Source organism: Pseudoalteromonas sp. S1609 (assembly GCF_005887255.1).
Lineage (GTDB): Bacteria > Pseudomonadota > Gammaproteobacteria > Enterobacterales > Alteromonadaceae > Pseudoalteromonas.
The window spans coordinates 84,352-110,199 of record NZ_PNDJ01000004.1 but is presented as its reverse complement, the minus strand read 5'-3'; the positions used below and the strand labels follow the sequence as shown (position 1 = coordinate 110,199).

Annotated in this window: 23 protein-coding genes; 16 read left to right on the top strand and 7 right to left on the bottom strand. The window is 41.1% G+C overall.

The genetic code is table 11. The annotated features are described in order from the left end of the window. Window positions 1-5: 5 nt before the first annotated feature. Together glnD and map are read right to left on the bottom strand one after the other, a co-directional pair. Window positions 6-2,624, bottom strand: a complete 2,619-nt coding sequence (glnD, locus tag CWB76_RS01490; RefSeq protein WP_138605043.1) for a [protein-PII] uridylyltransferase — start codon at window positions 2,622-2,624, stop codon at window positions 6-8. Window positions 2,625-2,783: 159 nt separating this feature from the next. Continuing rightward, a complete protein-coding gene (gene map / locus CWB76_RS01485; protein ID WP_054202413.1) occupies window positions 2,784-3,569 on the bottom strand; it encodes a type I methionyl aminopeptidase in 786 nt (261 codons plus the stop codon). Between the two features lie 272 nt (window positions 3,570-3,841). Here map and rpsB point away from each other — a divergent pair, with 272 nt between their 5' ends. The 14 genes from rpsB to CWB76_RS01415 all read left to right on the top strand — a co-directional run bounded on the left by rpsB (window position 3,842) and on the right by CWB76_RS01415 (window position 17,404). Beyond that, window positions 3,842-4,570: a 30S ribosomal protein S2 gene (gene rpsB, locus CWB76_RS01480; RefSeq protein WP_013465430.1), complete on the top strand. Its 729-nt coding sequence runs from the start codon at window positions 3,842-3,844 to the stop codon at window positions 4,568-4,570. Between the two features lie 104 nt (window positions 4,571-4,674). After that, complete coding sequence (gene tsf, locus CWB76_RS01475; protein ID WP_010388114.1) at window positions 4,675-5,526, top strand: translation elongation factor Ts; 852 nt, start codon at window positions 4,675-4,677, stop codon at window positions 5,524-5,526. 158 nt (window positions 5,527-5,684) lie between these two features. Next, window positions 5,685-6,434: a UMP kinase gene (gene pyrH, locus CWB76_RS01470; protein WP_138605042.1), complete on the top strand. Its 750-nt coding sequence runs from the start codon at window positions 5,685-5,687 to the stop codon at window positions 6,432-6,434. Window positions 6,435-6,484: 50 nt separating this feature from the next. After that, window positions 6,485-7,006, top strand: a complete 522-nt coding sequence (frr, locus tag CWB76_RS01465; RefSeq protein WP_218651693.1) for a ribosome recycling factor — start codon at window positions 6,485-6,487, stop codon at window positions 7,004-7,006. A gap of 256 nt (window positions 7,007-7,262) precedes the next feature. Beyond that, window positions 7,263-8,042, top strand: a complete 780-nt coding sequence (gene uppS / locus CWB76_RS01460; protein WP_138605040.1) for an undecaprenyl pyrophosphate synthase — start codon at window positions 7,263-7,265, stop codon at window positions 8,040-8,042. 21 nt (window positions 8,043-8,063) lie between these two features. Next, window positions 8,064-8,930, top strand: coding sequence for a phosphatidate cytidylyltransferase (locus tag CWB76_RS01455; RefSeq protein ID WP_055012767.1), 867 nt, complete (start codon window positions 8,064-8,066; stop codon window positions 8,928-8,930). After that, window positions 8,927-10,129: a 1-deoxy-D-xylulose-5-phosphate reductoisomerase gene (ispC, locus tag CWB76_RS01450; protein ID WP_138605039.1), complete on the top strand. Its 1,203-nt coding sequence runs from the start codon at window positions 8,927-8,929 to the stop codon at window positions 10,127-10,129. The genes CWB76_RS01455 and ispC overlap by 4 nt, the downstream gene beginning before the upstream one ends. Window position 10,130: 1 nt before the next feature. Then, the gene (rseP, locus tag CWB76_RS01445; RefSeq protein WP_138605037.1) at window positions 10,131-11,483 is read left to right on the top strand and encodes a sigma E protease regulator RseP; all 1,353 of its coding nucleotides are present in this window, start codon (window positions 10,131-10,133) and stop codon (window positions 11,481-11,483) included. A gap of 106 nt (window positions 11,484-11,589) precedes the next feature. Continuing rightward, entirely contained in the window at window positions 11,590-14,061 is a 2,472-nt protein-coding gene (gene bamA / locus CWB76_RS01440) for an outer membrane protein assembly factor BamA (protein WP_138605035.1), read from the top strand. An 11-nt stretch (window positions 14,062-14,072) separates the two neighbouring features. Continuing rightward, window positions 14,073-14,591, top strand: coding sequence for an OmpH/Skp family outer membrane protein (locus CWB76_RS01435; protein ID WP_138605034.1), 519 nt, complete (start codon window positions 14,073-14,075; stop codon window positions 14,589-14,591). A 7-nt stretch (window positions 14,592-14,598) separates the two neighbouring features. After that, window positions 14,599-15,621 carry a UDP-3-O-(3-hydroxymyristoyl)glucosamine N-acyltransferase gene (lpxD, locus tag CWB76_RS01430; RefSeq protein ID WP_138605033.1) on the top strand — a complete coding sequence of 341 codons (1,023 nt, stop codon included), beginning with the start codon at window positions 14,599-14,601 and terminating at the stop codon, window positions 15,619-15,621. A gap of 27 nt (window positions 15,622-15,648) precedes the next feature. After that, a complete protein-coding gene (gene fabZ / locus CWB76_RS01425; RefSeq protein ID WP_008110974.1) occupies window positions 15,649-16,101 on the top strand; it encodes a 3-hydroxyacyl-ACP dehydratase FabZ in 453 nt (150 codons plus the stop codon). Between the two features lie 2 nt (window positions 16,102-16,103). After that, window positions 16,104-16,874: an acyl-ACP--UDP-N-acetylglucosamine O-acyltransferase gene (lpxA, locus tag CWB76_RS01420; protein ID WP_138605032.1), complete on the top strand. Its 771-nt coding sequence runs from the start codon at window positions 16,104-16,106 to the stop codon at window positions 16,872-16,874. Between the two features lie 137 nt (window positions 16,875-17,011). Beyond that, window positions 17,012-17,404, top strand: coding sequence for a septal ring lytic transglycosylase RlpA family protein (locus CWB76_RS01415; protein ID WP_138605031.1), 393 nt, complete (start codon window positions 17,012-17,014; stop codon window positions 17,402-17,404). Window positions 17,405-17,416: 12 nt separating this feature from the next. On the opposite strand, the gene cydC is transcribed toward CWB76_RS01415, so the two are convergent. The 5 genes from cydC to CWB76_RS01390 are packed head-to-tail and all read right to left on the bottom strand — an operon-like array spanning window position 17,417 to window position 23,807. After that, entirely contained in the window at window positions 17,417-19,153 is a 1,737-nt protein-coding gene (gene cydC, locus CWB76_RS01410; RefSeq protein ID WP_109874343.1) for a thiol reductant ABC exporter subunit CydC, read from the bottom strand. Then, complete coding sequence (cydD, locus tag CWB76_RS01405; protein ID WP_138605030.1) at window positions 19,146-20,921, bottom strand: thiol reductant ABC exporter subunit CydD; 1,776 nt, start codon at window positions 20,919-20,921, stop codon at window positions 19,146-19,148. The genes cydC and cydD overlap by 8 nt, the downstream gene beginning before the upstream one ends. After that, window positions 20,911-21,075, bottom strand: coding sequence for a cytochrome bd-I oxidase subunit CydX (cydX, locus tag CWB76_RS01400; protein ID WP_008110965.1), 165 nt, complete (start codon window positions 21,073-21,075; stop codon window positions 20,911-20,913). Before cydX ends, cydD begins: the two co-directional genes overlap by 11 nt. Window positions 21,076-21,087: 12 nt before the next feature. Next, window positions 21,088-22,227 carry a cytochrome d ubiquinol oxidase subunit II gene (gene cydB / locus CWB76_RS01395; RefSeq protein WP_138605029.1) on the bottom strand — a complete coding sequence of 380 codons (1,140 nt, stop codon included), beginning with the start codon at window positions 22,225-22,227 and terminating at the stop codon, window positions 21,088-21,090. Next, window positions 22,224-23,807, bottom strand: coding sequence for a cytochrome ubiquinol oxidase subunit I (locus CWB76_RS01390; RefSeq protein WP_138605028.1), 1,584 nt, complete (start codon window positions 23,805-23,807; stop codon window positions 22,224-22,226). The genes cydB and CWB76_RS01390 overlap by 4 nt, the downstream gene beginning before the upstream one ends. Before the next feature lie 293 nt (window positions 23,808-24,100). Between CWB76_RS01390 and lpxB the strand changes: the two genes are divergently transcribed. Beyond that, window positions 24,101-25,258, top strand: a complete 1,158-nt coding sequence (gene lpxB / locus CWB76_RS01385; RefSeq protein WP_138605027.1) for a lipid-A-disaccharide synthase — start codon at window positions 24,101-24,103, stop codon at window positions 25,256-25,258. Next, complete coding sequence (rnhB, locus tag CWB76_RS01380; protein WP_010388148.1) at window positions 25,248-25,847, top strand: ribonuclease HII; 600 nt, start codon at window positions 25,248-25,250, stop codon at window positions 25,845-25,847. The genes lpxB and rnhB overlap by 11 nt, the downstream gene beginning before the upstream one ends. The last annotated feature ends 1 nt before the right edge of the window (window position 25,848 follow it).

Genomic DNA, 25,848 nt, shown 5'->3' with positions numbered 1-25,848 from the left:
TCCTCTTATTCAATTTCGGCGTTGAGTTTTTTACGTAATGCCTGATGAATTTTTGCTTGCTCTTCATCAGTCAGCGCTTGATATTCGTTATTAGATACCACAAAGAAATCTTCTGCGCGCTCGCCTACCGTGGTAATGCGTGCGGCATGTATGTGGAGTAAGTAAGCTTGGAAAACCTCGGCTATTTTAGTTAATAGCCCAGGTATATCAACCGCTTGAATTTCTATTAAACTACGGTCCTTACGAGGGTGCGGGCGCAGTACAATTTTTGGTTTAATATTAAAGTCTTTAAAGCGTTGTGAGCGGCTCTTTTTAAAGCGTATTTTTTTTCGCGGATCATTCAATGCTTGCTCTAATCCGCGTTTAATCGATTGTGCACGGCTACTGGCAATTGGGTCACCGCTAACTTCTAAAATAACAAAGTTAAACAGTACGTAGCCATCTTTGGTGGTCAGTACTTGGGCGTGTTGAATTTGTGCTTTTTTAGAGCCAATAACACTGACTAATCGAGCAAATAGTCCACCTGAGTAAGGGCTGTATGCAAATACTTGAGTACCGCCATGCATTGCTTTATTCGAGACAATAACACTAGGTAGGCTCAAGTCAGTGCATTTTAGTAAATGCTCTGTATGCCACGAAATTTGTTGTTCACTAAAGGCGGTAAAGTAATTCGCTTTAAAACGACTCCAAGTTAAGTCAATTTGTTCCTCGTGATAATGCAAATTAATCAGGCGTTGCTTAGCTTGATGCTTCTTATCTCGAATTTGGTCGCGTTGATCCATTGGGTTTTCAAGCCCAAGACGCAAAGCTCGTTGTGTATGTAAGTACAGCTCACGAAGTAGCGTGTTTTTCCAGTCATTCCATAAGTTGTCATTGGTAGCGCGTATATCGGCGACCGTTAAACAATAGAGGTAATCGAGCTGACGCTCTGTTTTTACTCGCGATGCGAAATCTTTTATTACATCTGGGTCGTTTATATCTTTACGCTGCGCCGTAACTGACATAAGTAAGTGGTTGCTAACAAGCCAAGAAATTAACTTACCATCGGATGATGCAAAGCCATGCAATTTAGAAAAAGCAATGGCGTCAACAGCACCCAGCTCAGAGTGATCCCCCCCACGTCCCTTGGCAATGTCGTGGAAAATACCGGCTAAATACAGTAGCTCCGGTTTATCCATACGCGTGACAATTTCGCTACAAATTGGGAATTCGCTAACCCCAGTTTTATCAAAATACTGATAAATATTATTAATTAGCTTATGGGTGTGTTCATCAACCGTGTAGGCATGAAACAAATCAAACTGCATTTGGCCAAAAATATTTCGCCACTGCGGCAAATAAGCGGCAATCATGCCGTGTTTGTGCATCAGCGTAAAAGCACGTCCCATACCATTAGGATGCTTTATGATTCGTAGAAAAGCTTCCCGGCAGGCCGCGTAGTCTTGTAGGTCGCCCAATAAACGACGACGAACTTGGCGAATAGTGCGAATAGTGCTCGGGTATATATGGGTGATTTCTGGGTGGTCAGCAATATGCTCAAACAATACAAAAAGTTGATCGCGCCTGAAGAATACTGACGGGCTTTTTACTCGAATTTGATGGCCAACGCGCTCAAAGTTGAGATCGAGTTCTTCAACGGTCGCTTGACTACTGTCTGGCGAAATACTTTGCTCAAAGTACGAAAGCAACATCTGGTTGAGCTCACGTACTCGGCTCATAATTCTGAATAAGCGTTTCATCATGCGCTCAACCGAGGCCTTACCATCGCTACCAAAGCCCAAAATTTCTGCAGCTTGGGGTTGGTGATCAAACAATAAACGGTTTTCTGAACGTTCTGCAGCTAAATGTAACGCAAAACGAATATTCCATAAATTCTCAAGACACTCTAACAGCTCTTGATATTCCTCGTGAGTCAGGTAGCCGTGATTAATTAGCTCTTGCAGAGTTTCGGCTCTAAAGTGCTTTTTAGCCACCCAAATAATAGTTTGCAGGTCGCGCAGACCCCCTGGGTTTTCTTTTATATTTGGTTCTAAATTATAGGCTGTGCCGTGGCACTTTCTGTGACGCAAATTTTGTTCTTGTACTTTTGCGACAAAAAATTCACCTGAGCCCCAAACCGGTGTTTCAATAATATGGTTTTTGAGTTTTTCAAACTCAATATGATTGCCAAAAATAAGACGGCTTTCTAATAAGCTGGTGGCAAAGGTAACGTCTTCACGTTTTTGTTCTATGGCTTGTTCAATAGTACGAACACTGTGGCCTATCTCGAGATTAAGATCCCACAACATAGTGACAAACTGACCGATTTTTTCGCAAATATCATCATTAGGCTGTTTCGTAACAAGTAATAAAAAATCTATATCAGAGTAGGGGTGTAGCTCGCCACGACCATAACCACCTACTGCTATCAAAGCGAGATCTGGTTCGTGAGCTAAATCATAAACTTGGAAAAGTTTGATCAGCAGTCGGTCAATAAATTCTGCACGGGCATTAATTAATTTACCAACCGGTTGTTTTGAGAATTCATTATGCAACCATTTATAGAAATAGGCGGAGCAATCGCGGTAATCGCTTAATTGCTCAGCATCATTGAGCAACTTTTTTACTTTGTTAGGTAATGCCACTTAGGCTGGCTCCTATATATGGACTGCATTATAAGTTTGAGATTTATTTTTATAATATATTTGCTGTAAGGGCAATAAGTTATGTTAGCCCCTTACAGCAAACCACTTAAGCGATATACAGGCAAAACCTGTTACAACCGCGATTAAGCGCGCACTTAATTAGTGCTCGATAATTCTATCGATTGTATCATCTGATCGTAGTGTTAAAATTTCAACACCATTTTCAGTTACTAGTAAGGTGTGTTCCCATTGAGCGGATAAACTACGGTCTTTTGTTACCACAGTCCAGTCGTCTTTGAGTAATTTACATTGGCGTTTGCCCGCATTTACCATAGGTTCAATAGTTAAACACATACCTGCTTTTAATGTTTCGCCAGTGCCTGCTTTACCGTAATGCATTACCTGTGGTTCTTCATGGAACTCGCTACCGATACCATGGCCGCAATATTCACGTACGATAGAGTAGTTAAAGCTCTCTGCATATTTTTGAATAGCTGCACCAATATCACCAAGGCGAACACCCGGTTTTACCATTTTAATGGCAAGGTAAAGACTTTCTTGAGTGACTTCTGCAAGACGTTTACCTTGGATATTAGGCGTGCCTACATGAAACATTTTTGATGTGTCACCATGGTAACCATCTTTGATAACAGTGATGTCAATATTAACACTATCACCATCTTTTAATGCTTTGTCATTCGGAATACCGTGACAAATTACATGATTTACTGAGGTACAAATTGATTTTGGAAAACCATGATAATTAAGAGGAGCAGGAACAGCATCTTGCACATTAACAATATAATCATGACAAATTGTATTTAGCTCATCGGTGGTGATACCTGGTACCACATGTGGTTCGATCATTTCTAGCACATCAGCAGCCAAACGGCCGGCTACACGCATTTTCTCGATTTCTTCAGGGGTCTTAATCACAGCGCTCATTGAGGCTCCAAAGTTGCGTTTTTAGATGATTATCGTCGCACAATTTTTGCACGAGACGTTGAGTATTTATTTTTAATATGGTATAAAGCGCGCCGTCTTTTTACAAATAAATTCTTAAATGATTTTTTGTATTTAAGGCAAACACAATTTTATTTTAACACACACACGTATCGTCACATACACTTGGGTGCATTTCAGTTTCATTTAACTGCGGTGTTGGTGCTATGGGATATGTGGAGGCCTAACCCTAAACAACTTAGAGGATTTACAAAATGGCAAACGTTTCAATGCGCGATATGCTTCAAGCTGGTGTTCACTTTGGTCACCAAGCACGTTACTGGAACCCTAAGATGAAGCCTTTCATCTTCGGCGCACGTAACCGTGTACATATCATCAACCTTGAGCAAACTGTACCAATGTTCAACACTGCACTTAAGTTTTTATCTGGTGCTGCTGCAAACAAAGGTAAAGTTCTTTTCGTTGGTACTAAGCGCGCAGCAAGCGAAGCAGTAAAAGAAGCTGCTTTACAAAGCGATCAATTCTTCGTTAACCACCGTTGGTTAGGCGGCATGTTGACTAACTGGAAAACAGTTCGTCAATCAATCAAGCGTCTTAAAGACCTTGAAGCTCAAAGCCAAGACGGTACTTTCGAGAAGTTAACTAAGAAAGAAGCGTTAATGCTTACTCGTGAAATGGACAAGCTTGAAAAGAGCCTTGGTGGTATTAAAAACATGGGTGGCCTTCCAGACGCTATCTTTGTAATCGATGCTGACCACGAGCACATTGCTATCCGTGAAGCTAACAACCTAGGTATCCCAGTTGTTGCAATCGTTGATACTAACTCTAACCCAGACGGTGTTGATTACATCGTACCTGGTAACGATGATGCTATCCGTGCAATCAACCTTTACACTAGTGCTGTTGCAGCTGCGATCACTGAAGGCCGTGAGAGTAACATCGTTGCTCAAGCTGAAAAAGACGACTTCGTAGAAGCTGAGTAATTAGCTGTCATCAAGTCTTCATCTTTTAAAGGTGAAGACTTGCTATTCTTGTGGAGCGGGTAACCCGCTTATCTAAACCTGATTTCAGATTTGAGGATTTACTAATGGCTGTAACTACTGCCCTAGTTAAAGAATTACGCGAGCGTACTGGCGCTGGCATGATGGATTGTAAAAAAGCGTTAACTGAGACTGATGGTGACATCGAGTTAGCGATTGAAAACATGCGTAAGAGCGGTGCTGCAAAGGCTGCTAAAAAAGCAGGTAACATTGCTGCTGAAGGTACTATCATCATCAAGCAAAACGCGGGTGTTGCAGTACTTGTAGAAGTTAACTGTCAAACTGACTTCGTTGCTAAAGATGCAAGCTTCCTAGCATTTGCTAACAAAGTTGCAGATGCTGCTATCGCTGACACTACATCTATCGAAGACTTACAAGCTAAGTTCGAAGAAGACCGTGTTGAGCTAGTAACTAAAATTGGTGAAAACATCAATGTACGTCGTCTTCAGTACATCACTGGCGAGCAACTAGTTGAGTACCGTCATGGCGAGCGTATTGGTGTTGTTGTTGCGGGTGTTGCTGATGAAGAAACACTTAAGCATGTTGCAATGCACGTTGCTGCTTCAAACCCAGATTACCTAACTCCAGATGACGTACCTGCTGATGTTGTTGAAAAAGAAAAGCAAGTACAAATCGACATCGCGATGAACGAAGGCAAGCCTGCTGAAATCGCTGAGAAAATGGTTGTTGGTCGTATGAAGAAATTTACTGGTGAGGTTTCTCTTACTGGTCAAGCTTTCATCATGGAACCGAAAAAATCTGTTGGCGAAATTCTTAAAGAGAAAAACGCAACAGTTACTGGCTTTGTACGTATGGAAGTTGGTGCAGGTATCGAGAAGAAAGAAGAAGATTTTGCTGCTGAAGTTGCTGCTCAAATTGCAGCTGCTAAAGGTCAGTAAGACATACTATTTGTGATACAAAAGGAAAATACATGCAATTAAAGTACTATTTGCTTTTGCGTCACGCTTAGAAATTCTTTAAAATAACCGCGCTTTTATGTTTAACATAAGCGCGGTTATTTTTTATCCATAATTCAATAAAAGTTGGCCCCAAAACTATGACTATCAATCGCAAACCTATTTTTAGACGTGTTCTTCTCAAATTAAGTGGTGAAGCTTTAATGGGAGACGAAGGCTTCGGCATCGACCCTAAAGTTTTAGATCGTATGGCGCAAGAAATTAAAGAGCTCGTAGAACTCGACGTAGAAGTGGGTTTGGTTATTGGTGGCGGTAACTTTTTACGCGGTGGCTCATTAGCCGAAGCGGGCATGAATCGTGTTGTTGGTGACCACATGGGGATGCTTGCAACCGTAATGAACGGCCTAGCTATGCGTGATGCGCTACACCGTGCGTTTGTAAATTGTCGCTTAATGTCAGCTATCCCATTAAATGGCGTATGTGATGCGTATAACTGGGCTGAAGCAATTAGCTTGTTAAAAACAGGTCGCGTTGTTATTTTTGCCGCTGGTACAGGCAACCCGTTCTTCACTACTGACTCTGCGGCGTGTTTACGCGGCATCGAGATTGAAGCTGATACGGTAATTAAAGCGACTAAAGTAGATGGTGTATTTAGTGATGATCCGGTGAAAAACCCTGAAGCGACACTTTACCGTCACTTAAGCTACAATGAAATTATTGATAAAGAATTAAAAGTAATGGATTTAGCGGCATTCACTCTTGCTCGCGACCATAATATGCCATTGAGCGTATTTAATATGAATAAATCAGGCGCATTAAAGCGCGTAATAATGGGTGAAGAAGAAGGAACCCTTATTTCTTCACAAGCCTCAGATGAAGTTAGTAACTAGATTAGGATTAAACCGTGATTAACGATATTCAAAAAGATGCGCAAGAGCGCATGCAAAAAAGTGTAGCAGCACTTGGTAGTCAATTATCTAAAATTCGTACTGGCCGTGCTCATCCTGCAATTTTAGACGGCATCATGGTGTCGTACTACGGCGCACCAACGCCTCTAAACCAAGTTGCAAATGTAACTATTGAAGATTCACGTACACTGGCTATTGGTGTATTTGATAAATCTTTAGCTCAGGCAGTTGAGAAAGCGATTATGGCTTCTGACCTTGGTTTAAACCCAATGTCTGCAGGCACGGTTATTCGTGTACCACTTCCTCCATTAACTGAAGAGCGTCGTAAAGATTTAATTAAAATCGTGCGTGGCGAAGTAGAAGGCGGACGTGTTGCTATTCGTAATATTCGCCGTGATGCAAATGGCGATATTAAAAACTTATTAAAAGATAAAGACATCTCTGAAGACGAAGCACGTCAAGGTGAAGATGCAATTCAAAAAATCACTGATAAGTTCATTAAAGAAATGGATACACAACTAACAGCAAAAGAAGCTGAGTTGATGGAAATTTAATAACTGTTCTAAACCCAAATAAACAGCTTTAGTTAGATATTTAAGTCGCTGCTTATCAGTCTTCGCACTTTATTTTAATAGTGTGATTTTAAAAGGTAACAGATTGTGACTGCTCTTTAGTGACGACTCAGTTGTCAGTAAATACAAGGTTGTTAGCTGTATAATTATTTGCTTAAAGTAGATTTATTATCACGGGTACAGGTTAAATTTATTAGTTTTGAAACGCCGTCTGGGGTATACTAGGCGGCGTTTTTTTATGGAATACACAAAATTTATGGTTCTAGACGCTGATACAATTTCACAGCAATGTTTGCCTAAGCATGTTGCTATCATCATGGATGGGAACGGGCGTTGGGCACAAGCTAGAAATAGGCCTCGTGTATATGGGCATAAAAAGGGCGTGGATGCAGTTCGTCAATCTGTGCAGTTTTGTACTAAATTAGGGATACAATCGTTGACCTTATTTGCTTTTAGTAGTGAAAACTGGCGCCGCCCTGAAGACGAAGTAAATACATTAATGGAGCTTTTTTTATTTGTACTAAGTAAAGAAGTTAAAAAGCTGCATAAAAATAACGTAAAACTAACCATCATTGGAGATTTATCTCGATTCTCTGAAAGCTTGCGCGCGAAAGTACATACTGCACAAGAACTAACAGCGAATAATACCGGCCTGCACTTAAATGTAGCGGCAAATTACGGTGGTCGCTGGGATATGACCCATGCTGCTAAGCTGGTTGCTTTACAAGTAGCAAATGGGGAAATTGATCCCGCAGACATTACAGAAGAACATATTGCACAGCATATGAGTATGGCAGATCAGGCACAGCCTGATTTACTGATCCGTACTGGTGGCGATGTCAGAATTAGTAATTTTTTACTTTGGCAGGCAGCCTACGCTGAACTTTATTTTACCAATACACTTTGGCCTGACTTTAACGAAGCTGCTTTTGCAGAGGCCATTGCATGTTACGTTGCCAGAGAGCGACGTTTTGGTTGCACGGGCGAACAAATAAAACAATTACTCGCTCAAACCTAAAATAGATTAAGGGTCATCATTTTGTTAAAACAACGTATTTTAACCTCACTAGTGCTAGCGCCATTAGCACTGGCTTTGGTTTTTTACACCCCACTAACGTTATTTAGTTATTTTGCGGGTGCTATTGTATTAATGGGCGCATGGGAATGGTCTGCTTTTATGGGGCTATGCGATAAACTAAAGCGCGGTGCGTTTGTATTGTTAGTTGCAGTTTTACTAGGCTTACTTAATTTACATTGGCCGATAGAAACCCTATGGCAGAACGGCAAGCTTGTAGGTGATGCCAATTACTTATTTACCTTATCGTTTTCGTGGTGGCTGGTTGCAAGTTATTTAGTGTGGCGTTACCCCGCTATGGCTAAAGGCTGGAACGAAGGACTTGTAATGCGCGGTATTGCCGGTTTACTGACATTGGTACCACTGTGGCTTGCGCTTAATACGCTTCGCAGTGCGCAATATACAGAATCAACACACTATGGTTCTATGCTGATTTTAGTGGTACTGGGTATTGTATGGAGTGCCGATATTGGCGCTTACTTTACCGGTAAAAGTTTCGGTAAACATAAGCTAATGCCTAAAGTTAGTCCAAATAAAACCATAGAAGGCCTCGCTGGTGGCGTGGTTGCTGCGGTGTTATTTGTATTGGCTTTTTGTTTTTACACCAATGTTGATACTTCTGTATGGCCTATTTATGCAGTAATGACAGCATTTATTGCTTTGTTCTCTGCGGTAGGTGATTTACTAGAGAGTATGTTTAAGCGCGAAGCGGGTCTTAAAGATAGCGGCAGTTGCCTACCTGGACACGGCGGTATTTTAGACCGCATTGATAGCTTAACTGCAGCAGCGCCGATGTTTGTTATTTGCTTTGCCTGGACACTTAGTTTATGAGTGCAGTGCAACAACTGGTTATTTTGGGTGCGACGGGGTCGATAGGTCTTAGCACGTTAGATGTTGTTGCAAGAAATCAACAGCAGTTCAAGGTGTTCGCATTAGCCGCTGGGCAAAATGCAAAAAAAATGGCTGAGTTGTGTCTTGCTCATCAACCTCGTTATGCTGTTATGGCTTCAGAGCAAGCCGCTAAGCAGCTTTGTGAACTTTTAAAAGGCATAAGTAAAACACAAGTAATGCATGGCGAGAAAGCTATGAGTGAGCTTTGTGCGCATGTTGATGTTGATACTGTGATGTCAGCAATTGTTGGTGCGGCTGGATTACTACCCACTTTGAGCGCAGTCGAAGCGGGTAAAAAAGTGCTGCTGGCAAACAAAGAGTCATTGGTGATGTCGGGTCAGTTGTTTATTGATAAAGTGAAACAACACCAAGCAACTTTATTACCCATCGACAGCGAACATAATGCTATTTTCCAGTGTTTACCTAGTGCGTTACAAAACACCCAAGGGCAAGCACGGCTTGAGCAGCATGGTGTTAGCAAAATTTTATTAACAGGCTCTGGAGGGCCGTTTTTAAACCGTGACATTAATACGCTTGCTAGTGTTAGCGTCAGTGAAGCGGTTGCTCACCCTAATTGGTCAATGGGGCAAAAGATATCGGTAGATTCAGCCACGATGATGAACAAAGGTTTAGAGTTTATTGAGGCTAAATGGTTATTTAACTGTGATGCCAGCGACATTGATGTGGTGATCCACCCACAAAGTATTATTCACTCTATGGTGCAATACCAAGATGGCTCTATTTTAGCGCAAATGGGAAACCCCGATATGCGCACCCCAATAGCGCATGCGCTTGCTTTTCCACAGCGAATTGATGCGGGAGTTAAACCGCTAAACTTTTCTGATATTTGTGATTTTTCGTTCACCAAACCTGATTTCTCGCGTTACCCTAATTTAAAATTGGCAATTGCTGCGTGTGATGCGGGACAGGGGGCAACAACTACGGTGAATGCGGCTAATGAAATAGCTGTAAATGCATTTTTACAAGGTCAAATTAGTTTTACTGATATTTATAAAGTGAATGCGCAAACGTTAGAGACTGCAAAGTTTACTAATGTGCAAACTCTAGATGAAGTTTTAGAGTGTGATCGTTTAGCACGCATAAGCGCAACGCAGTTTATAACAAAAGTGGTGCATTAAGATGTTCGATTTTTTTTGGAATTTAGGCTCGTTTATACTTGCGCTCGGTATTTTAGTAACCGTTCACGAATATGGTCATTTTTGGGTAGCACGCAAGGCTGGCGTTAAGGTACTGCGCTTTTCAATTGGTTTTGGTAAACCTTTATTAAAATGGCACGATAAATACAATACTGAGTATGTGATTGCGGCAATACCACTAGGTGGTTACGTAAAAATGTTAGACGAGCGTGTTGATGAAGTACCTGCCAATCAACGTCATTTATCGTTTAATGCTAAATCTGTTCAAGCGCGAATAGCTATTGTAGCAGCAGGGCCCATGGCGAACTTTTTATTCGCTATTTTTTCTTTAGCGGTCATGTATATGGTGGGTGTGCAAACCATAAAACCGGTTGTAGGCAATGTTGTTGAAGGCAGCAGAGCAGAACAAGCGGGTATTTTGCCTACTCAGCAAATAATTAAAATTGGTGATGACGATATTAGCAATTGGCAAGATGCGACTTTCTCTTTGATGTCGCACTTGGGTTATAAAAGCGTTGCTGTTACTTTACGTAACGAAAATTATCAACAAACAACGCAAATTCTCAACCTCGATGGTTGGAAGCTTGATCAGCAAGATGTACCGCCATTGAGCTCGTTGGGGATTGTGCCGTTTCGCCCTCAAGCAACACTCACTATTGCGGCGATTACTAAAGACTCTGCTGCTGAACAGGCAAATTTACAGGTTAATGACGTTATTTTGGCTGTAAACGGTGAAACAATGAGCAGTTGGCAGCAATTAGTTAATCTTATTACTCAATCGGCTAACAAATCCTTACAATTTAGTGTAAAAAGACAAGATAGTATAAAAACTATATTAGTTACCCCAAAGAGCCGAGTTGTTAGTAATGGTGTTGAACAAGGCTTTTTAGGTGTTGCTCCAGTTGTAGAGCAGTGGCCTGATGATTTTGTTGAGACTAGACATTATGGGCCACTAGATAGTATTGTGCTGGGCACAAAAGAGACATGGCGTTTAATTACGCTGAGTTTTGACATGATAGGTAACTTAATTACTGGTCAAGTGTCAGTGAAAAATTTAAGTGGGCCTGTCGGCATTGCAGTCGGCGCAGGCACAAGTGTTAGTTACGGATTAGTCGCATTTTTAAGCTTTTTAGCTTTGATCAGCGTTAATTTGGGAGTATTTAATTTACTTCCTCTGCCGGTGCTTGATGGTGGGCACTTAATGTATTACATAATTGAACTTTTTCGTAAAAAGCCGGTCTCTGAAAAGACACAAGAGTTTGGTTTTAAAGTGGGAGCCTTGCTACTCATTTTTCTAACATGTTTCGCTTTGTTCAATGATGTATCGCGCTTGTAGTTGTTTAAGCGTGGTAACGACAAATTAGAACACGATTGTAAAGCTCGTAACTATTTAGTTTTCGATGCTAAGCGGTAATACAGTTGTAAAGGATAAAGATAATAAAATGGCTATAAAAAAACATTTGGTAGTTTCAAGTTTATTGGGTGCAAGTTTTGCAGCCCTAGGCCAAAACTCCTTTATTGTTGAAGATTTAAAAGTTGAAGGGTTGCAACGTGTTGCACTTGGTGCCGCATTAACGCATATTCCTATTAACGTGGGCGACAATGTTGATGAATACACAATTTCAAAAACAATTAAGTCACTTTATCGCTCTGGTCACTTTGACAATATAAAAGCGTTGCGTGATGGCAATAACGTAATTTTTAAAGTAACTGAACGTCCAACAATTAGCTTTATTGAATTTGAAGGCAATAAAGACATTAAAGATGAGCAGTTAAACCAGTCCCTTGATCAACAAGATATTCGTCAAGGCGAGCCGCTGGACAAAACGGTTATCGATAATATTGAAAAAGGTTTAGTTGAGTTTTTCCACAGTATTGGTAAATACAATGCAAAAGTGGACATTAGCATCACTAAGCTGCCACGTAATCGGGTTAAACTGAGACTCGAGTTTGATGAGGGCGATGCTGCCTCTATTCGTCAAATAAACTTAGTTGGTAATGAACTTTTTTCAAACGAAGAGTTATTACAGCTTGCTGAGTCGCAACAAGATTTACCTTGGTGGCAGTTTATGGGTAGCGATCGCTATCAAAAACAAACCATCGAAGGCGATTTAGAAAAAATTCGTAGCTTTTATTTAGACCGTGGCTATTTACGCTTCAATATTGATTCGACTCAAGTGTCAGTCAGTCCTGAGCGTGAATCGGTTTATGTAACGGCAAATATTACCGAAGGCGTAAAGTACAAGGTAAAAGGCTTTGATTTTATCGGTGATTTACTCGGCCGAGAAGAACTAATCAAAAGTGTTATCCCGCTTCGCACCGGAGAGCTTTATAACGGCTCAGTGGTAACTTCTTCAGAAGAGTTTATAAAAAGTTACTTAGCTCGTTTTGGATATGCTAACGCTGAAGTACGTACCATTCCAGAAATTGATGACGAAAACCAAGAGGTACAACTGACTTTATCGGTTGACCCTGGTAAACGTGTTTATGTACGTCGAATCATTGTAGGTGGTAACCAAAATACAGCTGATGAAGTACTGCGTCGTGAAATGACACAGCTTGAAGGGGCATGGTTATCTAACCAAAACTTAGAGCGTTCTAAATTGCAAATTCAACGCTTACCTTATATGGAATCGGTTGACTTTAATGTAGTGCCTGTTCCGGGTGTTGATGATCAAGTTGACGTTGACTTTACTGTTAAAGAGCAATCTGCGGGTAGTTTTAACGCCGGTCTTGCTTATGGTTCATACTTAGGTCTGCAATTTAATATTGGTGTAACCGAATCTAACTTTTTAGGTACGGGTAATCAAATTGGTTTTAACATTAATACCTCACGTGGCTCTGAACGCGTGAGTGTGTCATACACAGACCCTTACTTTACGCCAGATGGTGTATCGCAAGGTAGTAGTATTTTTTATAGTAACTACGATGCTAGCCAGTTTAGCTTGATTGACTATAAGTCAAAAAGTTATGGCCTTGGAACCAACATTGGTTTTCCAATTGATGCTATAAACCGTATTAACTTTGGAGCTCGTTGGATAGAAGAAGAGCTATCTGATATTGCAGAATATGAGCAAACACGTGTACTACGTGAAACTTTCCTAGACCCAGAGAACCCAGATGCGGGCTTTGAGTTTACCAAGTATGAGTTAAGTGTGGGTTGGTCGCGTGTAACGGTTAACCGTGGTTTATTCCCAACAGCAGGCTCAAGACAAACATTAAACCTGACAGCCACAACGCCGAACTCAGATTTAAAATACTTTAAGTTAAATTATGATTCACGTTTTTACTGGCCTATCTCAAACGATCATCGCTGGGTATTTTCGACCCGTGCGGCATTAGGTTATGGTAATGGTTATGGTTCTACCAACGGGTATGATCAGACGTTACCGTTCCAAGAATACTTCCGTATTACAGAAATGGAACTACGTGGCTTTGACAGAAATACTATTTTACCGCGTGCGGTATCAAGAGAGCCACTACCTATACCTGGTACGCCATCAGGTGATGGCACAACCACAGGCAATATTGGTGGCGCTCCAGAATTTGACGTGCTTTTCCCACAAGGTCGTATAGGTGGTAATGCGAAGGCCGTTGCAGGTATGGAGCTTATTGTTCCTACACCGTTCTTAGACGAAGAAAATACCAGTTCAGTACGTACCAGTTTCTTTGTTGATGCTGCCAACGTTTGGGATACCGAGTTTAACGTTGATCGTTATCAAAATTTGGGTATTGATGAGCGTGCAAAATTAGATGACTATTCAGACCCAATGCGCTTTAGGGTTGCAACCGGTTTATCTTTACAATGGATCTCACCTATGGGTCCTATGCTGATCAGCTTTGCGTATCCGTTGCAAAAAGAAGAAGATGACGATACCAAGACCATCAGTTTTAATATTAGTAACACTTTCTAAAGGAGTTTTTTGTGAAAAAATTATTCAAATCAACAGCCGTTGCCGTTTTAGCTACACTTATGATGGGTACATCAGTTAATGCTTTTGCTCATAAAGTAGGTATTGTAGATATGCAAGAAATCTACAAGCAGCTTCCACAAATGGCTAAAATCGAACAGTCTCTACAAACGGAATTTGCTGAGCGTCGTCAAGAGCTTGAAAAGTTACAAGGTGATATTCGCTTTGAAGCAGAAAAGTTTAAGCGTGAAAGCACCACAATGAGTCAAGAACAAAAAGACGCATTACGTGATAAAATTCAGGGTATGCAAAAAAACCTTGCTGAAAAGGGTCGCCCATTAGAGCAAGAAATTAAAGCACGTCAAAATCAGGAGTTGGCTAAAGTTCAGACTTTAATCATTGAAACTATCCAAGAGATTGCTAAAAAAGGCGACTTCGATGAAGTTAAAGTAAAAGACACAACTATTTACTTCAACCCTAAAGAAGTAACTGATCTTTCTGAAAAAGTAGTTACAGCTGTAAGTAAGAAATAATTAATCTATGCAAAATTATACGCTTTCGCAAATTGCGGAACTTCTAAGCGCCGAGCTTCAAGGTGATGGCGCTTTAGAAATTAAAAAAATAGCGACACTTGCAAATGCCCATTCTGGGCATATTGCATTTTTAGCGAACAAGAAATATCGCTCTCAGCTTGAGACAACAAAAGCCAGTGCAGTAATACTTAGCCCTGACGATGCGCCTTACTTTTCAGGCAATAAAATCATTGTTGCCAATCCCTATGTTACCTATGCCAAATTAGCTCAATTAATGGATACTACCCCGCGTAGCGCATCTCACGATGTGCATCCAAGTGCGGTTATACATGCCAATGCACAAGTGAGCAAAAGTGCAGCTATTGGTGCTAATGTTGTAATTGAAGCTGATGCTGTAATTGGTGATAACGTACAAATTGGTCCGAACAGTTTTATTGGTGAACGTGCTAAAATAGGTTCAGGCACCAAACTTTGGCCAAGTGTGAGCATTTATCATGATGTTGAGATTGGCGCAGACTGTCTATTGCAAGCAAACACAGTTATTGGTAGTGATGGCTTTGGTTATGCAAATGAACGCGGTCAGTGGCTTAAAATTCCACAATTAGGCTCTGTGATCATTGGCGATAAGGTAGAAATTGGCGCAAGTACCACCATAGATCGTGGTGCGCTCGATGATACTATTATCCACAGTAACGTTATTATTGATAACCAGTGCCAAATAGCACACAACGTCGAAGTTAACTCAGGCACCGCTATCGCCGGTTGTACTGTACTTGCAGGCAGTGTCACCATAGGTAAAAATTGCCAGATTGGCGGCATGAGCGCGATTAACGGTCACATGTCTGTGTGTGATGGTGTTATAATTACCGGCATGAGTATGGTGACCAAATCAATCACCGAACCAGGTATTTACTCATCTGGTATGCCTCATACGACTAACAAAGAGTGGCGAAAATCAATTGCTCATTTGCGCAACCTTTCAGACATGAAATCACGTCTAAAAGCGCTTGAAGCATTGAATAAGTCATGATCGTTGAACACTAAAAAGGATGCTATTTTGGCAAACGAATTAAATAGCCTTGATATTCAAGAAATTTTAAGTTTATTACCGCACCGTTACCCGATGCTACTAATTGATCGTGTAATCGATTTCACCCCTGGTGAATCGTTGCATGCAATAAAAAATGTATCGATTAATGAACCTATTTTCACTGGCCATTTCCCAAATCAGCCGATTTTTCCTGGTGTGCTAATATTAGAGTCAATGGCGCAAGCAACGGGTCTATTAGGGTTTAAAACGGTTGAAAATCGTAGCGAGAACGAACTTTACCTATTTGCAGCCGTAGACAATGCTCGTTTTAAGCAGCCGGTTGTGCCAGGTGATACCATGCATCTTCATGTTAAGTTTTTAAAAGAGCGTCGTAACATATGGAAATTTGCGGCTGAAGCTAAAGTTGACGGCAAAACAGTGTGTAGCGCCGAAATCATGTGTGCTAGAAGAGAGTTTTAATTGTGATCCATGCTACGGCAATAATCGAACCGGGTGCAAAACTTGGTAACAATGTGTCAGTTGGACCATACAGTTACATCGGTAATGATGTTGTTATTGGTGATGACTGTATAATTGAGTCTCATGTTGTTGTTAAAGGGCCTGCTACTATTGGCTCTGGTAACCATATTTTTCAGTTTGCTTCTGTAGGCGAAGCCTGCCAAGACAAAAAATACAACAACGAGCCAACCAGCTTAATTATTGGCGACAATAATGTTATTCGCGAGTGTGCGACTATTCACCGCGGCACAATCCAAGATGAGGGCGTCACTAAAATAGGCAGCAATAATCTATTTATGGCTTACACTCATGTTGCGCATGATGCTGTTGTTGGCGATAACGTTATTTTTGCAAATAATGCCAGTGTAGCGGGTCACGTTCATGTTGGTGATTGGGTTATTTTAGCAGGTAACTCAGGTGTGCATCAATTTTGTAAAATTGGTTCGCATGCATTTGTTGGTATGTATTCGGGGGTAAATAAAGACGTGCCTCCATTCGTTACTACCATAGGTATGCCAGCAGGCCCTGCGGCAATCAATACTGAAGGCATGAAACGCCGTGGTTTTGAAAGTGATGAAATCATGGCAGTACGCCGCGCTTATAAAGCGTTTTACCGCAAGAGCTTAGGTGTTGATGAAGCGATTGAATTACTTGCTGAAGATGCTGCAAAGTTTCCAGCAGTGCAATTGATGATTGATTTCGTTAAAAGTTCTGAACGCGGTATTGTGCGTTAACAAATAGTACTTTTAACAGATTTTAAAAACCACCTTTGAGTAATCAAGGTGGTTTTTTATTAGCTGATTAATAATTCAGTCTCTACTCAGCCTTGTCCTATTACACTTCCTACACATTTCCCTATAAAGTATAAAGAATGAAACTGATAAAGTTAGTATTGCTTTCAATGCTATTGGTTATTTTAAATGCATGTAGTGCTTTGCCAAGTAATATAAATAATCAACAACGTGATGTTGCAGAGCAAGGTAAAGCATCATTTTATGCTGATAAGTACCACGGCCGAACTACTGCCAGTGGCGAGCGATTTAGCCAACAAGCAGCAACAGCTGCTCACTTAAAACTCCCGTTTGGTACACGGGTAAAAGTTACTAATATTGCTAATAATAAGTCAGTAGTGGTGAGAATTAATGACAGGGGTCCTTATATTCAGGGGCGAATTATAGATCTATCAAAAGCTATGTTTGAAAAAATAGCCGACTCTAGCGCCGGCGTTATTGATGTATCGGTCACCGTTATTGAGAATAAGTAATACTGCTAAGGGCTAAAAGCGGGTTGTTAACGCCACATAGTCAGGGTGTTCATTGAGCAATTGTTGATGTGAACCTTGAGCGATGATTTGTCCACTATCTAACCAGATAACACTATCCATTTGCGATAACAATGCTGGATCATGAGTAATTGTTAATACACTGGCATGCTCTTTTAGCTGTAAAACACTATTCATAACAGCTTGTTTAGAAATATTATCGAGCCCTTCAGTCGGTTCATCGAGTACTAAAATGGCGGGTTTTTGTAGCAGGGCCTGTGCCAAGGCTATACGTCTTGATTGACCTTGAGATACATTTCGCCCGCCGGTACCTAAACGGGTTTTTAGCCCTTGTTTTAGCTCAGAGAACCAACCACCAAGTTCTGCCTGTGTTAATGCTGCAATCATTTGTTGCGAGGTTGCATCGGGAGCTGCATAAGCAAGGTTTTCGCTTAATGTGCCATCAAAAATATGATGCTGCTGGGCTAAAATATTTAATGTCTTTGCACGACTCTCATTATTTAAATCATGCAGGCTTATGATTTCTTTGTCGCTTTGTAAGTTTATTGTTCCTTGCTGCAGTGGCCATAAACTACTGAGCAAATTCACTAAGGTCGTTTTACCACTGCCGCTTCTACCAACAATGGCCACTTTATGCTTCGCGGGGAGCTCAAAACTCACATTATTTAATGCTTGCTTTTGGCCATAGTGATAGCTGACATTATTTAATGATAATGCCCAGTGCTTATTTAATAGCTCAATATCTGTGGTTGATACATTATTTGTGCTAAGCGTTTTGTCTTCAAGAATAAAGAGTCGCTCAGCTGCTTTTAGTACATTAGGAAGCTCAATAAAGGCATTAGGCAGTAACAATACGCTTTCAAAACTGGCAAGCACAAACAGGCTCAACATCGCCAGCTCTACATTGACCATAGCACCGCTAAACACTAGCGGCACAATAGTAATAATGCTGGCAAGCATAGCCAATTGCACTATGAGTAAGCTTAAGCCATCAGCGTTGCCAAGAGTCTTATGACGAATAAATAATTGCTGATTATACTGTTCACTTAACTGATCACACTTAGTGAGTTGTTGGTTTCGAGCTTGATAAATATTTAGTTCTCTAAGGCCCGTAAGAGTGTCTGATAGCTCTGCTCTAAGTTGTGCACTAAGTAAGGTTTCTTGGTGACTATTTTTATCTAATTGCTTACTTAATATTGCCGGTATAATCACCCCAATAATAATAATGCCAACAAAACAAATAAGGGCGACATTTACATTGTAGGCTGACATAAACAGCATAATAATAGGCACAGTCAGTAAAGCTACTAACATCGGCAGCAACACATTTAAATAAAACTTATCTAATGCGTCTACATCGTTTTGCAAGCGATTAACTAAATCGGCACTGCGGCTCATAGCTAAATCAAGGTTATTGAGCTTGCTGAGTGTGGCGAACATGTTTACTCGTATTTCACTTAACAATAAAAATGTGGCGTTGTGAGTAACTAAGCGTTCAGCGTAACGTGAGGCGGTGCGCACAATCGCTAAAAAGCGAATGGTGCCAGCTGGGGTAAAGTAGTTCATATGGACGCCGGCAATTCCTGCGGCTGCCATAGAAGCTAAAAACCAGCCTGAAATAGCGAGTAAGCCTACATTAGCTAGCACCGTGAGTGACGCTAGAAACGTCCCTAAAAGCATCGCTTTATAATGAGGGCGGCACAATTTGAGTAAACGAATAAAATTAGCCATTAGTTACCCCTTGTTCTGCTGTTTTCAGTAGCTTTGCAAATTCGCCAGATTGCTGGCTGAGCGCTTTAAAATCGCCTTGTTGAACGATGCAGCCGTTTTCCATAACGATAAGTTGCTTAGCATTTTTTACTGTATTTAAGCGATGTGCGATGGTGATCACCAAGTGGTTTTTTGCATACTCAGCAATAGCGTTTTGAATGAGTTGCTCGGTTTGACTATCTAAATGAGCGGTTGGCTCATCGAGCATTAGAATAGGGGCGTGTCTTAAAAATGCACGAGCTAATGCTATACGCTGTTTTTGCCCGCCAGATAGCCCTTCACCTTGCTCACCTATTAAGGTGTTAAAGCCATCGGGTAGCTCGTTAATAAATTCCAGCGCACCTGCTTGCTCTGCAGCATGTACAAGTGCTTCATATGAAGCGTCTGGGTTACCTAATTTTATGTTGGCGGCTAGGGTGTCGTAAAATAAGGTTGGCTTTTGTGGGATCCATGCAATGTTTTGTTGTAATTGGCTTATATCCGCTGTCGTCAATGGTTGTTGGTCAATGGATATGTGTTGTATTACTTCTGGGTGAAAACCAAGCATGCAATCAAGTAGGGTGCTCTTACCTGAGCCGCTAGCTCCGACAATGGCTACTAGTCCTGTGCTTGGCAGGGTTAAATTAATATTATTTATTCCCTCATTGCTATTAGGGTAACTAAAGTTAAGATCATGGATGCTGATAGTATTGTTAGCATCAATATTGATCTTTGCTTTGTTGTTATTATCATTTGATGGCAGTGGTGCGTTTAAAATGATCAGCATATCTGCGGCGGCACTAATTCCCTGCAGGCGCGCATGGTAATGGCTGCCTAATTGGCGAAGGGGTAAATAAAATTCAGGTGCTAGTAACAGCACTACAAAGCCAGTAGCAAAATCCAGAGTGCCAAAAAACAATCTAAAACCAATAATTACCGCTACCAGTGCCACACTAATTGTGGCTAAAAACTCCAGCGCAAAAGAGGATAAAAAAGCAATTTTTAACACGCTTAGCGTTGCGTGCCTAAAATCATCTGAAATACGCGCAATTTGTTTGAGCTCTTTGCGCGTGGCATTAAATAGTTTTAGTTGAGTAAGCCCTTGTACGCGATCAAAAAAGTAGTTACCTAACACTGCCAGTTGTTGCCAACGTTTTTGATTAAGTGCCTCGGCTTTGTGGCCAACTAAAATCATAAAAAATGGAATAAGTGGTGCAGTTAATAAAAATATTAATCCTGCTTTGTAATCGGTCGGAAATATAACCACTAATATTGCAATAGGAATAAGCGCACTGTAGGCAACTCCAGGTAAGTACTTTGCATAGTAGTCATGCAGAGCTTCTACGCCATTGTGCAGCGTGTTAAGTGTTGCACCTTGGCCATGTTGCTCTATATAACTTGGGCCGAGTTGTGTGAGTTTATCGAGTAAGGTTTGGCGAATAGCCGATTTAATTTTAAGCGCTGCAAATGCGCTCAAGCGCTCACTTAACGCTAAGAAAATGGCGCGCAGTAAAATAATACCCGCTAAAGGCCATAAATAGTGGGTTACTTGGGCTAAACTATGCCCTTCAAACATCACCTCATGAATGGTTTGCGCGAGTAAGTAAGCTCCTGCAATCATTAAAATCGCATTAACTGTTCCAAGTGCAATGCTTAGCTTTAACCACATTGCCGCCGGTTTACTCTGCTGTTTTAAAAAAGCGCGCAGGGGTTGTTGCTGCGCGCGATTTGGTCGGGGATTAGTCGTCATTGTGATTTGTATTATGCTCGTTTAATAAATCATGGGTGGCTTGTTCATCATCAGCAATGCTGTTTTTATTTTGATGAAATTCATACCACATCACGTTTATAACGCCTAAGGTACAAGCAAGCAGTACACCTAAAATCCACGCGAAATACCACATAATTTAGTCTCCTTAATAACTGCCGTGAGGGTTATTTTCAATTTCATCAACGGTCACTCTGCGCCACATTTTCACATAACACCAGGTGGTGTAGGCTAAAATGAGTGGCACAAATATAACCACAGCAATAAACATAACATTGAGTGTTCTGTGGCTCGAAACCGCATCCCAAATTGTTAAGCTAATATCAGGGTTATTGCTTGAAGGCATAATAAACGGAAATAACGAAACGCCCGCAGTCATAATCACCCCAATTAACATCACACTGGTTGCTAATAATCCCAAAGCGGGCTTATTCAATTTAGAAAACAGCAGTGCACACAGTGCCATCGCAAATGCTAAAATAGGGAAGGTCATTGTCCATGGACGTTCACTGTAGTTATTAAGCCATGCGCCTTTAGCCGTGGTAACTACTTTTGCCAATGGATCTGCATGACCTTGGGTGTCGCCCATAGAGGCAATTTGATAACCTGCTAGGTTGGCAACCCACACACCGGCCGCTGCAAATAACACTATAAAGGCAAGTAATGAGTAGCGACCATATTGTCCTGAGCGCTCAGCAACTTGATCAGCGGTTCGCAGTTGTAGCCACATGCCCGCGTGTGCAATTAACATGGTAATACTAACTAAGCCGGCAATGAGCGCAAACGGATTAAGTAAGGCAAAAAACGACCCTTGATAACTAACTCTCAATAAATTATCGATATGAAACGGTACACCCAAAAACAAGTTACCAAACGCTACACCAAATACCAGCGCAGGTATGGCACTGCCGGCAAACAAGCCCCAATCCCAGTTATTACGCCAGCGTTTAGAGTCAACCTTAGAGCGATAATCAAAGCCTAAAGGTCTAAAAAATAATGCAAATAACACCAGCATCATGGCAAAGTAAAAACCAGAAAATGCTGCTGCATACACCATAGGCCATGCTGCAAATAAAGCGCCACCTGCGGTTATAAACCATACTTGGTTACCATCCCAATGGGCGCCAATAGTGTTAATAACGGTACGGCGTTCAGAATCTGTTTTGCCGACTAAGCGTAGCAACATAGCAACGCCCATATCCATACCATCGGTAATGGCAAAACCAATTAGCAGCACACCAATAATTAACCACCAGAGCATTTTTAATGTTTCATAATCAAAAATCATGATAGTTCTCCTTTAGCAGTCGTGCTGTGATCAGGTAATTCAAAATGGTACTTACCGGTATGCAAAGAGCTTGGACCTTGCTTAATAAATTTAATCATTAACCATGCTTCAACAATCGCCAATCCAGTATAGAAAACAATAAAACCAGTTAAGCTAATTAAAATATCATTTACCGTCAGCGATGACGTTGCTAAAAAGGTCGGTAACACTTCAGAAATAGCCCATGGCTGGCGGCCATATTCAGCCACAATCCAACCAAATTCAATGGCAATCCAAGGCAGAGGAATGCTCAATACCGCCGCCCACAACAACCAACGTTTTTGTTCAATAATACGATGGGCGTTGTAATAAAAAGAAAGGATGAATACGCCAAGCATAATTACACCACAGCCAACCATGATCCTAAATGACCAAAACATAGGGCCCACTTTAGGGAAGGAGTCTTTAACGGCTTGTTGTATTTGTGCCTCACTGGCATCTACCACGTTAGGGGTATAACGTTTCAGTAATAGGCCATAGCCTAAATCATCTTTCACGTTATCAAACTTTTCGATATTTGCAGGGGTATCGTCACCTGCGCGAAGTTTTTCTAGGTATTCATAAGCAATCATGCCATTGCGAATACGCTTCTCGTGTTTTTTCTCAAGATCTGAAATACCAATTACTTGTTCATCAAGTGAGCGCGTTGCAATAATACCTAATGCGTAAGGAATTTTAACCGCAGCATGAGTTACTTGCTCTTCAGAGTCAGGAATACCTAGCATGGTAAAAGCGGCGGGGGCCTCTTCGGTATGCCATTCAGCTTCAATGGTCGCGAGTTTTACTTTTTGTACTTCACCGACTTCGTAGCCAGATTCATCACCGAGTAAAATAACACATAAAATAGAGGCTAAACCAAAGCCTGATGCCACCGAGAACGAACGTTTAGCAAATGCCAAATCACGTCCTTTTAATATGTACCAGCTACTAATCCCAAGCACAAACATAGACGCCGCAACATAACCTGCAGACACTGTATGAATAAACTTAACTTGCGCTACAGGGTTAAATACTAGCTCTGCAAAACTAGTCATTTCCATACGCATGGTTTGATAGTTAAACTCTGCCCCGACTGGGTTTTGCATCCACGCATTAGCAACTAAAATCCATAGCGCAGACATATTTGTACCCAGCGCCATTAAAAATGTTACCCCTAAATGCTGGCGTTTAGAAAGCCTGTCCCAACCTAAAAAGAACATCCCCACAAAGGTTGATTCTAAAAAGAAGGCCATTAAGCCTTCAATAGCTAGTGGTGCACCAAATACATCACCCACATAATGAGAGTAATACGACCAGTTAGTACCAAACTCAAATTCCATGGTGAGGCCGGTAGCCACACCAATAGCAAAGTTAATACCAAATAACTTGCCCCAAAACTTAGTCATATCACGATAAATCTCGCGACCGGTCATAACATAAACCGATTCCATAATAACTAAAATCCAGGTCATACCGATTGTTAACGGCACAAATAAAAAATGAAATAGAGCGGTGACAGCAAACTGTAATCGCGATAGATCCACAAAGGTTTCATCTATCATTTTTGGCTCCTTTGGTTGTGATGCAGTGACAGCACAAAGCAATTGTTAATGTTTTTAATGAATTTTCAGTAATTTCTGAAAGTTTGCATCATTATTGGCGTTTGTACAATTTTTGTCAACATGTATATTAGAAAACTTTAATATACTATGACATTACATCAGTCTATAAAATACGCAATCATCAATTAAGAGTAAGCTAGAAAAAAGTGGTGCGTTTTAAGCGTTTAACCTAGCCTTAAAACACGGTAAACTAATCGGTATGAACGCCGGGTTTACTTGTGAAAAAATAGCAAATGAAAAAAGATAAAAAACAACTACGAATTGGTATTGTGGCAGGTGAACTGTCGGGCGATATTTTAGGTGAAGGGCTGATAAAAGCGCTTAAAGCGCATTTTCCTGATGCAATTTTTGAAGGTATTGCAGGTCCTAAAATGCAAGCTCAAGGCTGCAAAACGCTGTTTGATATGGATGAACTGTCGGTTATGGGGTTGGTTGAAGTCCTTGGCCGTTTACCGCGTTTACTAAAAATTCGCAAGCAGTTAGTACAGCACTTTATTGATAATCCTCCTGATGTGTTTATAGGCATTGACGCGCCCGATTTTAATTTACGTGTAGAAAAACCGTTAAAAGATGCGGGTATTAAAACTGTGCAATATGTTAGCCCTTCAGTGTGGGCGTGGCGTGAAAAACGCATTCACACTATAAGTGCAGCCACTAACTTAGTATTGGCTTTATTACCTTTTGAGAAAGAATTTTACGACAAGCACCAAGTACCTTGTACTTTTGTAGGCCACACATTAGCCGACGACATTGCACTTGAGCACGACGATAGCCAAGCCCGTAGCCAACTAGGCTTAAATGCTGATGACAAGGTGTTAGCGTTATTACCCGGGAGCCGGGGCTCAGAAGTGGGCTTGTTAAGTGAAACCTACATAAAAACAGCGGCGCAGTTACAAACGCAGAACCCAGCGCTTAAAGTCGTTGTGCCACTGGTGAACGAAAAGCGCAAAGCGCAGTTTATTGCTATTTTAAATGCCACAGCGCCCTCACTAAATGTTAACTTACTAGACGGCCAATCAAATTTAGCCATGCAAGCCGCCGATGCCATATTACTGGCATCAGGTACGGCAACGCTTGAGGGCATGTTATATAAAAAACCAATGGTGGTTGGTTATAAAATTAAACCACTGAGTTATTGGATTTTTAAAACCTTATTTACCTTTAATATTAAATATTTTTCGTTACCTAATTTATTGGCAGACGAAGAATTAGTGCCAGAGTTTTTGCAAAGCGAGTGTAATGTCGCTAATTTAACAGCAGCACTTACCCCTATGCTAAATAGTGACAATAAAGAATTAAAAGCCCGCTTTTTAGCCATACATGAAAAAATTAGATTAGATGCAAGTAAACAAGCTGCAAATGCAGTGGCGGAGTTAATAAATGCAAATTGAACGACCTAATGTAACCCTAATTGCCGGTGTAGATGAAGTGGGTCGTGGACCGCTGGTGGGCGACGTGGTTACTGCCGCTGTTATTTTAAATCCCAATAAGCCAATCGCAGGCTTGGCCGATTCTAAAAAATTAACGGATAAAAAACGTCAATTATTAGCCACTGAAATAAAAGAAAAAGCACTGTGTTACGCCATTGGCCGTTGTAGTCCAAGCGAAATAGATGAGCTAAATATATTACAAGCCACTATGCTTGCCATGAGTCGCGCAGTGGAAGCACTTAGCACCGTGCCTGAATTTGTGTTTGTAGATGGTAACCGCCTGCCTAAATTAGCTATGCCCGCCCAAGCGGTGGTTAAGGGTGATAGCTTAGTCGCTGAAATATCAGCCGCGTCTATTTTAGCAAAAGTGGCTCGTGATGATGAAATGATTGAACTTGATGCGCGCTATCCACAATATGGGTTTGCAGGGCATAAAGGGTATCCGACTAAAGCACACTTTGCAGCGCTTGAGCAATACGGCGCTATAGATGAGCATCGTAAGAGCTTTAAACCGGTGCAGCGTGTGCTTGCGCTTTCGGGTAAGGAGTAAT

Bases quoted from the DNA above. Each gene is read 5' to 3' on its own strand.
- map (WP_054202413.1), bottom strand. From the start codon at position 3,569: ATGAGCGCTGTGATTAAGACCCCTGAAGAAATCGAGAAAATGCGTGTA.
- rpsB (WP_013465430.1), top strand. From the start codon at position 3,842: ATGGCAAACGTTTCAATGCGCGATATGCTTCAAGCTGGTGTTCACTTT.
- tsf (WP_010388114.1), top strand. From the start codon at position 4,675: ATGGCTGTAACTACTGCCCTAGTTAAAGAATTACGCGAGCGTACTGGC.
- pyrH (WP_138605042.1), top strand. From the start codon at position 5,685: ATGACTATCAATCGCAAACCTATTTTTAGACGTGTTCTTCTCAAATTA.
- frr (WP_218651693.1), top strand. From the start codon at position 6,485: ATGCAAAAAAGTGTAGCAGCACTTGGTAGTCAATTATCTAAAATTCGT.
- uppS (WP_138605040.1), top strand. From the start codon at position 7,263: ATGGAATACACAAAATTTATGGTTCTAGACGCTGATACAATTTCACAG.
- ispC (WP_138605039.1), top strand. From the start codon at position 8,927: ATGAGTGCAGTGCAACAACTGGTTATTTTGGGTGCGACGGGGTCGATA.
- rseP (WP_138605037.1), top strand. From the start codon at position 10,131: ATGTTCGATTTTTTTTGGAATTTAGGCTCGTTTATACTTGCGCTCGGT.
- bamA (WP_138605035.1), top strand. From the start codon at position 11,590: ATGGCTATAAAAAAACATTTGGTAGTTTCAAGTTTATTGGGTGCAAGT.
- lpxD (WP_138605033.1), top strand. From the start codon at position 14,599: ATGCAAAATTATACGCTTTCGCAAATTGCGGAACTTCTAAGCGCCGAG.
- CWB76_RS01415 (WP_138605031.1), top strand. From the start codon at position 17,012: ATGAAACTGATAAAGTTAGTATTGCTTTCAATGCTATTGGTTATTTTA.
- cydC (WP_109874343.1), bottom strand. From the start codon at position 19,153: ATGGCTAATTTTATTCGTTTACTCAAATTGTGCCGCCCTCATTATAAA.
- cydD (WP_138605030.1), bottom strand. From the start codon at position 20,921: ATGACGACTAATCCCCGACCAAATCGCGCGCAGCAACAACCCCTGCGC.
- cydX (WP_008110965.1), bottom strand. From the start codon at position 21,075: ATGTGGTATTTCGCGTGGATTTTAGGTGTACTGCTTGCTTGTACCTTA.
- cydB (WP_138605029.1), bottom strand. From the start codon at position 22,227: ATGATTTTTGATTATGAAACATTAAAAATGCTCTGGTGGTTAATTATT.
- CWB76_RS01390 (WP_138605028.1), bottom strand. From the start codon at position 23,807: ATGATAGATGAAACCTTTGTGGATCTATCGCGATTACAGTTTGCTGTC.
- lpxB (WP_138605027.1), top strand. From the start codon at position 24,101: ATGAAAAAAGATAAAAAACAACTACGAATTGGTATTGTGGCAGGTGAA.
- rnhB (WP_010388148.1), top strand. From the start codon at position 25,248: ATGCAAATTGAACGACCTAATGTAACCCTAATTGCCGGTGTAGATGAA.